The organism is Methylobacterium sp. CB376, from assembly GCF_029714205.1.
Classification (GTDB): domain Bacteria; phylum Pseudomonadota; class Alphaproteobacteria; order Rhizobiales; family Beijerinckiaceae; genus Methylobacterium.
Window position 1 is genome coordinate 5,265,079 of the sequence record NZ_CP121648.1, and the last position, 13,760, is coordinate 5,278,838.

A 13,760-nucleotide genomic window follows, 5' to 3' on the forward strand; every position below is an offset into this window, starting at 1 on the left:
CCTGAGGGGCGGCCGTCCCGATCGGGAGGCCGGGCGAGCTTCCCATACCGCTCCCGCCGGGATAACCGCGTCCATGGCCGACCCGCTGAAACTCCTCCTCGTCGTCGCCGTCGCCCTCGTGGACGCGGACGGGCGCGTGCTCCTGGCCCAGCGCCCCGAGGGCAAGAGCTTGGCCGGCCTCTGGGAATTCCCGGGCGGCAAGATCGAGCCGGGAGAGCGCCCCGAGGCGACGCTGATCCGCGAACTGGCCGAGGAGCTCGGCATCGTCGTGCGGGAGGCCTGCCTCGCCCCCCTCACCTTCGCGAGCCACGCCTATGAGGGCTTCCACCTGCTGATGCCGCTCTACATCTGCCGGCGCTGGGAGGGGCCGGTGCAGCCGCGCGAGGGCCAGGCGCTCAAGTGGGTGCGCCCGCGCGACCTCGCGACCTACCCGATGCCGCCCGCCGACCTGCCCCTGCTGCCGGCCCTCGTCGACCTGCTCGGGCCGTGACGGCGGGCGATCCGCGCCCTCATGCGACATCCGGTCGATGGCTTCGCCATTTCCCATGTCGGCCATGCGGATGTCGGCGTCGCTCAGGCGCCGCGCGGGCTTGGGATATGGGATCCGCTTGATCCAAGCGGATCCCGGATCACTCCGTGAATTCCTCGATCGCGTCGACCTTGTTCGGGTAGAAGGCGAGGTGGTCCTTGATCGCCGCCACCGCCTGGAACGGGGATTCGTAGCTCCAGACCGCGTTGGCGCGCTCCACGCCGCCGGCCGTCAGCGCGTAGTAGCTCGCCTCGCCCTTGTAGGGGCAGTGGGTGGTGTGGCTGGTCTTCTCGAACAGGTCCCAGGCGGCGTCCTCGCGCGGGATGTACTGGACGGGCGGCAGCCCGGCCTCGCGCAGGGTGAGGGCGCGGGTGGTCTCCGCGACGATGACGCCGCCCAGCACCACGCGGATGCGGTGCGGGTTCGGCGTGACGGCGATCGGGTGGTCGGGACCGGGCTCCTTCATCGGGTCAGCTCCTGTGCTCGGTGGTGCCAAGGGCGTCGGCGAGGCGCATCCGGGCGCTGCCGGGCCGGAGGGGCTTCTGCTGGCTCTCGTGCGGCACCCAGCCGGACAGCCAGATCAGCTCGAAGGTGGCGCGCACGCGCCCGTCCGGATCCGCGAAGCGCTCGGCGTAGAGCGCCGCGGCCCGCAGCAGCGTCGCGCGGCGCAAGCTGCCGCGCCGCTCCCGCAGGGCGTTGGTGAGGCCCATGGCGCGCAGGTCGCGCATCAGGCCGAAGGGCGTGGCGTAGCGCACCGGCACGGTCTCGACATCCGTCACCGGCAGGGCGAAGCCGGCGCGCTGCAGCAGCGCCCCGAGGTCGCGCACCTCCGCGAAGGGCGCGACGCGGGGGCTGACCCCGCCCTCGACCTCGCTCTCGGCCTCGGCCAGCACCTGACGCAGCTCGGTGAGCGAGCGCCCGCCCATCAGGCAGCCGACGAAGAGCCCGTCGGGCCTGAGGGCGCGCCGCAGCTGGATCAGCGCCCCGGGGAGGTCGTTGGCGTGCTGCAGGGCGAGGAGCGACAGGGCGAGGTCGAAGCGGGCCTCGCCGAAGGGCAGCGCCTCCGCGTCGCCGACCGCGAGCGCGATCCCCGCACGGGGCGGCTCCGGGATCGGGGCGAGCCGCACCACCGAGGCGGCGCGGCCGCTCTCCCGCAGCCACGCGGCGGCGCCCGTCGTCGGGCTGCCGCAATCGAGGGCGGCATCGAAGCGGCGCAGCACCGTGCCGAGGCGCTCGCCGAGATCCTCGGAGGCCCGCGCCACCAGGAAATCGGCGAAGCCGGAGGCCCGAGCCCGGGCGAGGCGCTTGCGGATCAGGGCGGCGTCGAAGAGGGGCGGCGGAGTCGACATGCGCAGGGTAGATGGCGCGCGCGCGCTCCCGGCGCCAGGGCGGACCGGCCGCGGCGGCGGAGAATGTCGCGAGGGCCGCCGCCCCGGGCTGCGGCGATCGCGGCAGGTCGCGGCCCCCGCGCTCGGCGCCGAGCGGAACGACCCCCGCAATCCTGCTCGGCCCGCCGTTCCGGCCTCGTCCGTGCCGCCGAACCGGTGATACGACAGCCGACGGATTGCTTCGCCATCTCCCATTTCGGCCATGCGGATGTCGGCGTCGCTCAAGCGCCGCGCGGGCTGGTCATCCGCCTTCCGGAAGTGATTTTCCGGAAGGCGGATGACTTCATCGGGCGATGAGGTCTATTCTGACGCAGCGGAATGCGGGCGGTCGGGCGGAGATGAACGGGCAGGCGGGTGCCGCGAGCCGGCTCCGGCGGGGAACGCTCCGCCTCGCGGCGTCCCTGCCCGGCGCCGCCCGCGACGCGCTCCTCGGCCTCGTCTACCCGCCGACCTGCATCGCCTGCGGGGCCGCCACCGGCCTGCCCCACGCCCTCTGCCCCGCATGCTGGCGCGGGGTCCGCTTCATCGAGCGCCCCTATTGCGAGCGGCTCGGCACCCCCTTCGCGGTCGATCTCGGCGTCCTGGGGCTCCTCTCCCCGGCCGCGATGGCCGACCCGCCGGTCTTCGGGCGGGCGCGGGCGGCCCTGCGCTACGACGCCACCGCCAAGCGCCTCGTGCACCGGCTCAAATACGAGGACCGGCTCGATCTCGCCGCCGCGATGGGCGCCATGATGGCGCGGGCCGGGCGGGAGCTGATCGCCGAGGCCGACGTCGCGGTGCCGGTCCCGCTCTGGCGCTGGCGCCTGTGGTGGCGCCGCTTCAACCAAGCGATGCTGCTCGCGCGCCACGCCACGCGCGGCAGCGGCCTCGCGGTCGCGCCGGACCTGCTCGCGCGCGTGAAGCGCACCCGGCCCCAGGTCGGGCTCAGCCGCGCGGCGCGGGCCGAGAACCTGCAGGGCGCCTTCCGGGTGCCGGAGGCGGCGAGGCCGCGGCTCGCCGGCCGGCGCGTCCTCCTGGTCGACGACGTCATCACGACGGGCTCGACCGCCAACGCGGCCGCCCGGGCGCTGCTGCGCGGCGGCGCCGCGGCGGTCGACGTGCTCGCCTTCGCCTGCGTGGTGCAGGACGGGCGCGTCCTCGGCGGGGAGGCCGCGCCCGAGCCGCTCACGGCTCCTTGAAGCCGTATTCCGGCACCCCCTCCTCGTTGCCGTAATACTTGTAGGGCAGGAACTTGCCCGACATGGTGAGCTTCACCCGGTCGCCCTTGTTGTTGGCCTCGCGCGCCATCTCCATGTTGAAGTCGATCGCCGACATGATGCCGTCGCCGAACTCCTCCTGGATCAGCTCCTTCCAGGTGGTGCCGTAGACCATGACCAGCTCGTAGAAGCGGTAGATCAGCGGGTCGGTCGGCGGCATGGACGGGATCGAGCCGCGATAGGGCGCCTCGTTGAGCAGGCGCTCCTCCGCCTCCGACAGGCCGAACAGGGCGGCGGCCTTGCGGGCCTGGGCCTTCGGCAGCTTCATCTGGCCGAGGCAGGCCGCCGTGATCAGGATCGGCGACACGCCGCCGATCTCCTCCTGGATGAACTTCCAGGTCCAGCCCTTCTCGCGCTTGATGTCGAGCAGCTTCTCCGTGAGGTCTTCGCGCTTCATCGGTGTCTCCCTTGCTGGTGGGTCACATACGAAATCCGACGAATTGCCTCGCAATGCGGATTTCGACTTCGCTCAAGCGCCGCGCGGGCTTATGATCCGCTGTCCGGACGTGATTGTCCGGACAGCGGATCAGGCGCGCCGGGCGGCCGCGAGGGCATCGGCCTCGCAGGCGGCCGGGCGCAGGACGGGCGGGTGGCGCGGGTCGTAGCCGGGCGGCGGCGCCTCCCGGAAGGTGCGGCTGCGCGTGACCAGGAAATCGATCAGGTGGTTGCGCAGGGCGGTGTAGCCGGGGGCGTGGTGCAGGTTCGCCCGGTCGCGGCCGGCCGGCAGCGGGTTCTCGACGATCTCGGCCAGCCGCGCCTCGGGCCCGTTGGTCATCAGCACGATCCGGTCGGCGAGGTAGATCGCCTCGTCGACGTCGTGGGTGATCATGAAGACGGTCTGGCCGGTGGTGAGGCAGATCCGGCGCACCTCGTCCTGCAGGGTGCCGCGGGTGAGCGCGTCGAGCGCCGAGAAGGGCTCGTCCATCAGCAGCATCTTCGGCTCAATGGCGAGCGCCCGGGCGATGCCGACGCGCTGCCTCATGCCCCCCGACAGCTCCGCCGGGCGCTTGTGCTCGGACCCGGCGAGCCCGACCGTGGCGATCGCCCGGCGCGCCCTCGCCTCGATCTCGGCCCGGCGCGCCCCGCGCCAGCGCGAGGCGACCGCGTAGGCGACGTTGCCGAGCACCGTGCGCCAGGGCAGCAGCGCGTGGCCCTGGAAGATCACGGCCCGATCGAGGCTCGGTCCCGCGATCTCGCGGCCGTCCGCGATCACGACGCCCTCGGAGGGGGCGTCGAGCCCGGCCAAGATGTTGAGGAGAGTGGTCTTGCCGCAGCCGGAATGGCCGACCATGCAGACGAACTCGCCGCGCCGGATCGGCAGCCACAGGTTCTCGAACACGGTGGTGGTGCCGCCGCCGGGCGCGGCGTAGCGGCGCGCGATCCCCTCGATCGAGACGTAGCGGTCGTCGGACATGGTGATCCCGGGCGCAGGAGGGGTGCGGAAGGGGAGCAGCGTCGCCACGGCCTCACTCCGGGAAGGTCACGAGGCGCTGCGCGCGGGCCAGCAGCTGGTCGAGGACCATGCCGACGAGGCCGATCACCAGGATCGAGGTGATCACGTTGGTGATCGAGAGGTTATTCCACTCGTTCCAGACGAAGTAGCCGATGCCGGTGCCGCCAACCAGCATCTCGGCGGCGACGATCACGAGCCACGCGATGCCGATCGAGATGCGCATGCCGGTGAGGATGGTGGGGGCGGCGGCCGGCAGGATCACCGTGAAGGCCCGCCGCAGGGGCCCGACCTCCAGGGTGCGGGCGACGTTGAGCCACTCCCGCCGGGTCCCGGCGACCCCGAAGGCGGTGTTGATCAGCATCGGCCAGAGCGAGCAGATGAAGATCACGAAGATCGCCGAGAGGCCGGAATCCTTGATCGTGTAGAGGGCGAGCGGCATCCAGGCGAGCGGCGAGACCGGCTTCAGCACCTGGATGAACGGGTCGAGCGCCCGGCTCATCAGCGGCGACATGCCGATCAGGAAGCCGAGCGGGAGCGCCACCAGCACGGCGAGGAGATAGCCGAGCCCGACCCGCGCGACCGAGTGGGCGAGCTGGATGCCGAGCCCCTTGTCGTTCGGGCCGCGGTCGTAGAACGGATCCCGCAGGTGGCGCCAGATCGTGGCGCCGACGTCGAGGGGGCCGGGCATGGCGGACCTGCCCGTCGTGGCGCTCTGGCCCATCAGGGCGGCGTATTCGGGGTCCATCGCCTCCGTCCGGCCGGTGCCCGCGACGCCGAGGTGCCAGACCAGCAGGAAGGCGAGGAGGAGGAGCGCGGAGACGAGCCCCGCGCGCGCGGACAGGGAGGCGCGCACCGGGTCAGCTCGCGCGCCTGATGGCGAAGGAGTCGAGGTACTCCTTGGGCCTGTCGGGGTCGAAGGTCCGGCCCATGACCACGAAGGTCTTCGAGGTGGCGGCGGGGGGGTTGAGCCCGGCCTGCGCCATCAGCTTGGCGGCGTCCGTGGCGCGGTAGACCTTCTCGGCCACCGCCCGGTAGTCGAGGTCGCCCTTGACCTGCCCCCAGCGCTTCATCTGGGTGAGGATCCAGACCGCGAAGGAGTGCCACGGGAACGCGTCGAAATCGATCCGGTCGGGCACCCTGCGCACGCTGCCGAGCCCGTCCGCGAAGGTGCCGGTGAGCACCTGCTCCACCACCGTCACGGGCTGGTTGAGGTAGTTGGCCGGCGCGATCTGGGCCGCGATCTCCTTGCGGTTCTCCGGCTTCGAGGCGTAGGCGGTCGCCTCGATGATCGCCCGCAGCAGGGCCGCGTAGGTGTTGGGCGTCTCGGTGGCGAAGGCCTGCGAGGCCGCGAAGGCGCAGCAGGGATGCCGGTCCCAGATCTCCTTCGAGAGGAGGTGGATGAAGCCGACCCCGTCGTAGACCGCGCGCTGGTTGACCGGGTCCGGCGCCAGGAACCCGTCGATGTTCTCTGCCCGCAGGTTGGCGACCAGCTCGGGCGGCGGCACGGCCCGGATCTGCACGTCGGTGTCCGGGTCGATGCCGTGCTCCGCCAGGTAGTAGCGCAGCAGGTAATTGTGCATCGAGTAGTCGAACGGCACCGCGAGCCTGAAGCCCTTCCAGGACTTGGGATCGCGCCGGTCCTTGTGCTTCACCGAGAGGGTGATCGCCTGCCCGTTGACGTTCTCGACCGCCGGCATCGTGTAGGGCTGCGGGGTCGAGCCGATGCCGAGCGAGATCGCGATCGGCATCGGCGCGAGCATGTGGGCGGCGTCGTACTCCTTGCTCAGGGTCTTGTCGCGGATGACGGCCCAGCCGGCGGTCTTCACCACCTCCACGGCGAGGCCCTGCTTGGCGTAGAAGCCCATCGGCGCCGCCATGATGATCGGCGTCGCGCAGGTGATCGGGATGAAGCCGACCTTGAGGTCCTTCCGCTCCGGCGCGCCGGCCTGCGCGAAGGCCTCCGTGACGAAGCCGATCGGCAGCACCTCGCGCAGGGCGGCCGCCGCCGCCCCCGCCCCCACCGCCGCCAGGAAGGCCCGGCGGGTGGCGTCGCGGGGGAAGAGCGCCCGCATCACCGCGCCCTCCACCAGCCGCTCGGCCCGCGCCTCCGCCGGAGCCTCCGCGGCCGCGGCCGCGTCGTGCGCGGCCTGGCTCTCGTGCGCGCCGCAGGCGCAACCGCCCCGCCGCAGGCGCCGCCGCGCGTCGAAGGGATCGTCGAACAGGGCCATCGTGTCCTCTCGCGAGCCGGACTCCATGGGCCAGCAGGTTGGCAAGGCGCGTGCCAAGCCGGCCCGGCCACGAAAACCTTGCGGAACGAGAAGCTTAGCCTTACACGGGAGGACCACGAGATGTCGTGATTCACGATCCTTCGCAGTGTCTGCCACGAGATCTCGTGATCCCGCGACGGTCCCGGCCCGGAGGACCCCTTGCACGCGCCCGCCCGCCCCGACGCCCCGCCCGCCCTCGGCCCGGTCTTCGAGGGCGCGCCCGAGGCGATGCTGGTCCTCGACCCGGCCGAGGACGCGATCCTGGACGCGAACCCGGCGGCCGAGCGCCTGCTCGGCCACGCCCGGGCGGCGCTGCGGGGCATGCGGGCGAGCGCCCTGCATCCGGGTCAGCTGCCGGCCCTGGTGGTCTTCACCGAGGCGGCCCTGGCGAAGGGCCGCGCCTGGACCCACGCCCTCACCCCGCGCCACGCGGACGGGACGGCGCTGCACCTCGACTGCGCGGCCTCGCTGCTCGACCTCGACGGGCGCCGCACCCTCCTCCTCTGCCTGGCCGATCCGGAGGAGCGGCACCGCCGCCTCGTCGACGCCGAGGCCGACCGCCACATGCGCGCGGGCATCGCCGAGTGGCAGCGCGTGGAGCGGATCTTCCGCGACATCGAGCGGGAGAATCAGCTGATCCTGCGGGCGGCGGGCGAGGGCATCTACGGGGTCAACGCGGAGGGGGTGACCACCTTCATCAACCCGGCCGCCGAGCGGATGCTCGGCTGGTCCGCCGCCGACCTCGTCGGCAAGGACATGCACGCGACCGTCCACCACACGCGGCCGGACGGCCACCCCTATCCGCACCGGGACTGCCCGATCTACGCCGCCTTCCGGGACGGCGCCGTGCACCACGTCGAGGACGAGGTGTTCTGGCGCCGGGACGGGTCGTGCTTCCCGGTCGAGTACACCTCGACGCCGATCCGCGACCGCGGCCGGCTCCTCGGCGCGGTGATCGTGTTCCGGGACATCAGCCAGCGCCGCGAGGCGGAGGAGCGCCTGCGCCACGCGCTCGCCGAGGTCGAATCGCTGCGCGAGCGCCTGGAGCGCGAGAACGCCTACCTGAAGGAGGAGATCCGGCTGGAGAGCCGGCACCTCGGGATCATCGGGCGCAGCCCGGCCACCGAGCGCCTGCGCCAGCAGATCGACCTCGTCGCCGCCACCGACGCGACCGTGCTGGTCACGGGCGAATCCGGCACCGGCAAGGAGCTGATCGCCCGGGCGATCCACGAGGCGAGCCGGCGGCGCGAGCGGCCGCTGATCCGGGTGAACTGCGCCGCCGTGCCCCGCGAACTCTTCGAGAGCGAGTTCTTCGGCCACGCGCGCGGCGCCTTCACGGGAGCCCTGCGCGACCGGGTCGGCCGCTTCGAACTGGCCGATGGCGGCACGCTCTTCCTCGACGAGGTCGGCGAGATCCCCCTCGACCTGCAGGGCAAGCTGCTGCGGGTGCTGCAGGAGCGGCAATTCGAGCGGGTCGGCGAGGAGCGGACGCGGGCGGTCGACGTGCGGGTGATCGCGGCGACGAACCGCGACCTGCGGGCGGAGGTCCGGCGCGGGCGCTTCCGCGAGGACCTCTACTTCCGCCTCAACGTCTTCCCGATCCTGGCCGCCCCGCTGCGGGAGCGGCCCGACGACATCCCGCTCATCGCCCAGCACGTGCTGCGGGGGGTGTCGCGCAAGCTCGCGATCCCCGACCTGCGCCTGACGGAGGGGGACGTGCGCCGGCTCACCGCCTACGCCTGGCCGGGCAACGTGCGGGAGTTGGAGAACGTGATCGAGCGGGCGGCGATCCTGGCCGTGCGCGGGCGCCTGCGCCTCGACCTGCCGGAGACCGACGCGCCCTCCCCGCCCGCGGCCTCCCGGCCGGCGCCGCGGGAGGCGCCCCTCACCGAGGCGGAGCGCCGGGCCCGCGACCGGGCCGACATCGAGCGGGCGCTGGCGCTCTGCGGCGGACGGGTGTTCGGGCCGGGCGGCGCGGCGGCGCTCCTCGGCGTCAAGCCGACGACGCTCGCCTCGCGGATCAAGGCGCTCGGCCTGCGGCGCCGCTCCGGCTCGCCCGCGCCCTGCCCGGACACGTGACCCCTTGGCGCGGGGCGATCCGGGGACGGCGCGGGCGCGGCGCCTCGGCCCCCGCGCCCCACCCTAGTGCTGCAACTCGGCCAGCATCCGCTTGAGGTGCTTGATCGCCGGCGTCGCCACCGCCAGGAAGCACGCCTCGCGCAGGCGGCGCTGCGCCCCGGCCCCGACGAGCAGGCCCGCCGTCCCGCAATGCAGGAGCGCGTTCTGCGCCGCGCAGAGGGCGAGTTCGCTCGCCGCCAGCCGCGCCTCCAGCACGCGGCGCCAGTAGGCCGGATCGGTCTCGAAGGGCGTGGCGGCGAGGCGGTCGACCTCGTCCTCCAGGGCGTCGAGCCGGTCGGAGACCTCGCGGGGCTGGACGTCGAGGGCGCGGTTCGCCGGCGCCAGCACGCGGGCGACGTCGCACATCAGGCGCAGGGAGCCGCGCACGAGGCCGATCGCCATGCCGATCTGGAGCAGGAGCACCGCCGCCCGGACGCGCTTGTAGAAGCCCTCGAGGGGATCGGCGAGCAGGTCCTCGTCGGGCACGAAGACGTCGCGGAACTCCACCGCCCGGGTCCGGGCGCCGCCGAGGGCGAGGAAGCGGCCCGGCTCGCCGAGGCGCAGCCCCTCGGCGCCGCAGCGCATCACCGCCATGGCCGTACGCCCCTCCGGCCGGGCGAAGACCGCGGCGAAGACGTGATCGGGACCGAGATTCGAGACGAAGGGCAGCGTCCCGCTCACCCGGTAGCCCCCGGCCGCGCGGGCGCCGTCGAGGGCGATGCGCTCCAGGCCCAGATAGGTCTTGATCGGGTTGGCGAGGCCGACGCCGCCGAGCACCGTGCCCGCGGCGACGCGCGGCCCGAGGCCGTCGCGCAGCTCGGCATTGTGGCTGCAGGCGATCACGAAGGCGAGGGCGGCCTGGCAGGTCATGCAGTAGGCGGCGGTGAGGCAGTGCTCGCCGGCCTCCGCCACGGCCTGGATGGCGCCGCCCAGATGCGCCGCACCCCGCGGCCCGCCGGCCGGGAGATGCGCCGCGTAGGCCCCGGCAGCCCCGAAGGCGCGCAGGGCCGCCTCCGGGTAGAGGCCCTCCTCGTCGATGCGGCGCACGAGGGGAACGAGGTCGCGGTCGGCGGCGCGGCGAAGCGCCGCCAGCATGGTCTCGATCGCGGCGGGGCCGTCCGGCTCCGCCTGCATCGTCATCACCCGCAGCATGGTCGTCTCCCCGGCGGACCCCGGAGGCCCGGCTGGCCCCCTCCGCGGTCGGGCCCGGCGCCGGGCCATGTCCAAGAACCGTGCCACCCGCTCCCGCCGAGGCCCCGCCGCGGGTTCGGGCCGAGGCCCGCCCCGCGGCCGCGGGCGCCCCGGTGGGCGCCGGGGCGCATCGCCCTATCTCGCCGGCGCATCCCTCCGCCTCAGCAGGATCCGCAGCATGACAGATCATCCCGCCCTGGCGCCGGGCCGGGTCGCCGTCGTCACCGGGGCGGCGAGCGGCATCGGCCTCGCCGCCGCCCGCCATTGCGCCGGCCGCGGCATGGCCGTGGTTCTCGCCGACCTCCCGGGCGAGGCGCTCGACGCCGCCGCGGCCTCGGTCGCGCAGGCGGGCGCCGCCGCGGTGCGCGCCGTGCCCACCGACGTGGCGCGGCGGGAGGCGGTCGCCGCCCTGCACGCGGCCGCGACGGATCTCGGCCCGATCTCCTTCGTGATGGCGAATGCCGGGATCGAGGCCGGCGGGCGCTTCTTCTCGGACGAGGCGACCTGGCGGCGCATCCTCGACACGAATCTCTGGGGCGTCATCAACGCCCTGCAGGTCTTCGTGCCGGGGCTGATCGAGGCAGGGGCGCCGGCCGCCCTGGTGGTGACCGGCTCCAAGCAGGGCATCACGACCCCGCCGGGCAACACTCCCTACAACGTCAGCAAGGCGGGGGTGCGGGTCGTCGCGGAGGCGCTCGCCCACGAATTGCGCCAGCACGCCGTGCCGGTCACCGCCCACCTGCTGATCCCGGGCTTCGTCTATACGGGCCTCACCCGCGCCCGCGGGGTGTCCGAGAAGCCGGCCGCCGCCTGGACGCCCGAGCAGACGGTGGCCCTGATGGTGCGGGGCGTCGCGGCCGGCGACTTCTACATCCTGTGCCCCGACAACGAGACCACCCGGGAGCAGGACGAGAGGCGGATGCGCTGGGGCCTCGACGACATTCTCCTGAACAGACCGGCCCTGTCCCGCTGGCACCCCGATTACAAGGACGCATTTTCGGTCTACATGGGCGCGTGACGCGGCTTCCCGAAGGGCACCCGCCCTTCGGGGAAGCGCGGGGCGCCGTTCCAGGCCCGTGGCGGCTTGCTTGCATCGTGCCGCGGCCGATTACCGGAGATTGCAGGCCGTATGCCCAAGATCATTCCCGTCGCCTCCTTCGACGGCGTCGTGTTCGGCGCCACCGGCGACCTGACGATGCGCAAGCTGCTGCCGGCGCTCTACTACCGGTTCCGCGACCGGCAGATCCCGGAGACCAGCCGCATCGTCGCGGCGGCGCGCAGCCACCACCCCGATTCGGAGTACCGCGAGATGGCGCTCGCGGCGCTCAGGCGGCACGTGCCGGCGGCGGATCTCGACGCCGAGACCGTGCAGGGCTTCCTGAGCCACATCACCTACGTGGCCGTGGACGGGCTCGGCGAGGAGGGCTGGGACGACCTCGCGCGGCTCCTCGACGAGCGCCCGGACCAGGTGCGCTCGTACTACCTCGCCACCTCGCCGAGCCTCTACGGCCCGATCTGCCGCAACCTCGCGGCCCACGGGCTGATCGGGCCGAAGGCGCGGGTCGTCCTGGAGAAGCCGATCGGCCACGATCTCGCCTCCGCGCGGGCCATCAACGACCAAGTCGGCGAGGTCTTTCCCGAGAGCCAGATCTTCCGCATCGACCATTATCTCGGCAAGGAGACGGTGCAGAATCTGCTGGCCCTGCGCTTCGCCAACACGATCTTCGAGCGGCTGTGGAACGCCGACGTGATCGACCACGTGCAGATCACGGTCGCCGAGACGGTCGGGGTCGAGGGGCGCGGCGGCTACTACGACACGTCCGGCGCCCTGCGGGACATGCTGCAGAACCACCTGCTGCAGCTCCTCTGCCTCACCGCCATGGAGAGCCCGCTCTCCCTCGACCCGGATTCGGTGCGCGACGAGAAGCTGAAGGTGCTGCGGGCGCTCAAGCCGATCCCGTCGCACGAGATCCCGCACCTGACGGTGCGCGGCCAATACGCGGCGGGCGCGGTCGACGGCAGGCCGGTGCCGAGCTACCTCGCCGATCTCGGCCAGGGCGCCCGCAGCCACACCGAGACCTTCGTGGCCCTGAAGCTCGAACTCCTGATGCCGCGCTGGGCGGGCGTGCCGTTCTACCTGCGCACCGGCAAGCGCATGCCGCAGAAGATGTCCGAGATCGTGGTGCAGTTCCGCTCCTCGCCCTTCAGCATCTTCCCGCCGGAATCCTTCGCCCGGGAGCCGAACCGGCTGGTGATCCGGCTGCAGCCCGAGGAGGGCATCAAGCTCGAGGTGATGACGAAGGAGCCCGGCCCGGGCGGCATGCGGCTGCGGCCGACGGGGCTCGACATCAGCTTCGAGGAGACCTTCAACCAGCGCTACCCGGACGCCTACGAGCGCCTGCTGATGGACGTGGTGCGGGGCAACGCGACCCTGTTCATGCGCCGCGACGAGGTCGAGGCGGCCTGGGCCTGGGCCGACGGGGTGCTGCAGGCCTGGGCGGACCGGCCCGAGCCGCCCCGCCCCTACCCGGCCGGCACCTGGGGGCCGACCGCGGCCATCGCGCTGATCGAGCGCGACGGCAGGACCTGGCACGAGAACCTCGTCCCCTGAGCCCCTCCCCGTCCGGGCGCGCCCCGCCTCAGGCGCGCGCGACCGGCAGGCCGAGCAGGGCCTCCCCGGCGCCCGGCGCGTCGAGGGTCGCCACCTCCCCGTCCGAGCGGATGCGGTGGAAGCGGTAGCCGGGCAGCAGCGCGGCGAGGTCGGCTTGCGCCGGGACGCCCTCGACGACCAGCCAGGGCGCGAAGCGCGCGAGGCTGCTTGCGGCCCCGCGCAGGGCGGCCAGCGGCCGTCCCTCGCCGCCGAGGCGGATCCCGTCGAGGCGCTCCAGCCGGTACTGGCCGGCGACCGCGTCGATGGTGGTGACCTCCGCCCGCAGGGTCGCGGCGCCCCGCGGCCCGGCCCCGGCGCGCGCCTCCCCGAAGAAGCGGCCGGCGCGGGCCTCGACCGGGCGGGTTCCCGGGGCGGCGCCGGCGTCGCAGGGCACGTAGCGGACCTGGTTCAGGCGGTTGGCCGCCACGTTGGCGGCGAGCTTGCGCTGCTGCGCGGCCTGGGCCTCGAAGGCGAAGACGGCGCCGGACGGGCCGACCCGCTTGGCCGCCACCAGGGTGACCTCGCCGATCCGGGCGCCGACGTCGAACAGGACCTGGCCCGGCCCGAGCAGGCCGTCGAGGCAGCGCACCACGCCGGGCCGGTGATAGCCGCACCAGAAGATGTCGCTCGCCGCCTGCTCGCAGAGGTCGAGGGCGATGCGCAGGTTCCCGTCGAAATCCGCGACTTCCTGCACGCCGAAGCGGGCGGAGCGGCGCTGGATCGCCTCCACGACCGGCTGGGCCGCGCGCAGCCGATGCAGCCGCAATGTCAACCGGCGCGCGAGCTGCATCGACACCACGCAATCCTCCTCCCTGCTCAACCTTGGCGATAGTGTGGTGAAGAGCATCGGCCGCGACCCTCCGCTAAGATTACCGAAGGATGACGGCGATGTCGGTGCCGAGGCCGGC

13 protein-coding genes are annotated in these 13,760 nt (G+C 73.4%); 5 read left to right on the forward strand and 8 right to left on the reverse strand.

Annotated features, from left to right (window positions below):
• Window positions 1-73: 73 nt before the first annotated feature.
• Window positions 74-490, forward strand: a complete 417-nt coding sequence (locus QA634_RS24180) for a (deoxy)nucleoside triphosphate pyrophosphohydrolase (protein WP_012334528.1) — start codon at window positions 74-76, stop codon at window positions 488-490.
• Between the two features lie 139 nt (window positions 491-629).
• Here the strand turns inward: QA634_RS24180 and QA634_RS24185 are convergent, their stop codons facing one another.
• Both QA634_RS24185 and QA634_RS24190 read right to left on the reverse strand, forming a co-directional pair.
• A complete protein-coding gene (locus QA634_RS24185; protein ID WP_012334529.1) occupies window positions 630-995 on the reverse strand; it encodes a DUF427 domain-containing protein in 366 nt (121 codons plus the stop codon).
• A gap of 4 nt (window positions 996-999) precedes the next feature.
• Entirely contained in the window at window positions 1,000-1,878 is an 879-nt protein-coding gene (locus QA634_RS24190; protein ID WP_012334530.1) for a methyltransferase domain-containing protein, read from the reverse strand.
• A gap of 377 nt (window positions 1,879-2,255) precedes the next feature.
• Between QA634_RS24190 and QA634_RS24195 the strand changes: the two genes are divergently transcribed.
• Complete coding sequence (locus QA634_RS24195; protein ID WP_012334531.1) at window positions 2,256-3,095, forward strand: ComF family protein; 840 nt, start codon at window positions 2,256-2,258, stop codon at window positions 3,093-3,095.
• Here the strand turns inward: QA634_RS24195 and cynS are convergent.
• From cynS to QA634_RS24215, 4 genes are all read right to left on the reverse strand, one after another.
• The gene (gene cynS / locus QA634_RS24200) at window positions 3,082-3,570 is read right to left on the reverse strand and encodes a cyanase (protein WP_012334532.1); all 489 of its coding nucleotides are present in this window, start codon (window positions 3,568-3,570) and stop codon (window positions 3,082-3,084) included. The two genes, QA634_RS24195 and cynS, sit on opposite strands and share 14 nt — an antisense overlap.
• 129 nt (window positions 3,571-3,699) lie before the next feature.
• Window positions 3,700-4,635, reverse strand: a complete 936-nt coding sequence (locus QA634_RS24205) for an ABC transporter ATP-binding protein (protein WP_012334533.1) — start codon at window positions 4,633-4,635, stop codon at window positions 3,700-3,702.
• 4 nt (window positions 4,636-4,639) lie between these two features.
• Window positions 4,640-5,479 (reverse strand): nitrate ABC transporter permease, encoded by an 840-nt coding sequence (gene ntrB, locus QA634_RS24210; RefSeq protein WP_012334534.1) that lies wholly within the window; start codon window positions 5,477-5,479, stop codon window positions 4,640-4,642.
• A gap of 4 nt (window positions 5,480-5,483) precedes the next feature.
• On the reverse strand, window positions 5,484-6,854 hold the full coding sequence (locus QA634_RS24215; RefSeq protein WP_012334535.1) for a CmpA/NrtA family ABC transporter substrate-binding protein: 1,371 nt from the start codon (window positions 6,852-6,854) through the stop codon (window positions 5,484-5,486).
• A 267-nt stretch (window positions 6,855-7,121) separates the two neighbouring features.
• Between QA634_RS24215 and QA634_RS24220 the strand changes: the two genes are divergently transcribed.
• A complete protein-coding gene (locus QA634_RS24220; protein ID WP_415926920.1) occupies window positions 7,122-8,972 on the forward strand; it encodes a sigma 54-interacting transcriptional regulator in 1,851 nt (616 codons plus the stop codon).
• Window positions 8,973-9,035: 63 nt separating this feature from the next.
• On the opposite strand, the gene QA634_RS24225 is transcribed toward QA634_RS24220, so the two are convergent.
• Window positions 9,036-10,163 (reverse strand): acyl-CoA dehydrogenase family protein, encoded by a 1,128-nt coding sequence (locus QA634_RS24225; RefSeq protein WP_012334537.1) that lies wholly within the window; start codon window positions 10,161-10,163, stop codon window positions 9,036-9,038.
• A 217-nt stretch (window positions 10,164-10,380) separates the two neighbouring features.
• Between QA634_RS24225 and QA634_RS24230 the strand changes: the two genes are divergently transcribed.
• Window positions 10,381-11,220, forward strand: coding sequence for an SDR family NAD(P)-dependent oxidoreductase (locus tag QA634_RS24230; protein ID WP_012334538.1), 840 nt, complete (start codon window positions 10,381-10,383; stop codon window positions 11,218-11,220).
• Window positions 11,221-11,331: 111 nt separating this feature from the next.
• Window positions 11,332-12,813: a glucose-6-phosphate dehydrogenase gene (gene zwf / locus QA634_RS24235; protein WP_012334539.1), complete on the forward strand. Its 1,482-nt coding sequence runs from the start codon at window positions 11,332-11,334 to the stop codon at window positions 12,811-12,813.
• A 28-nt stretch (window positions 12,814-12,841) separates the two neighbouring features.
• Here the strand turns inward: zwf and QA634_RS24240 are convergent, their stop codons facing one another.
• A complete protein-coding gene (locus QA634_RS24240) occupies window positions 12,842-13,642 on the reverse strand; it encodes an FkbM family methyltransferase (RefSeq protein WP_236728881.1) in 801 nt (266 codons plus the stop codon).
• Between the last annotated feature and the right edge of the window lie 118 nt (window positions 13,643-13,760).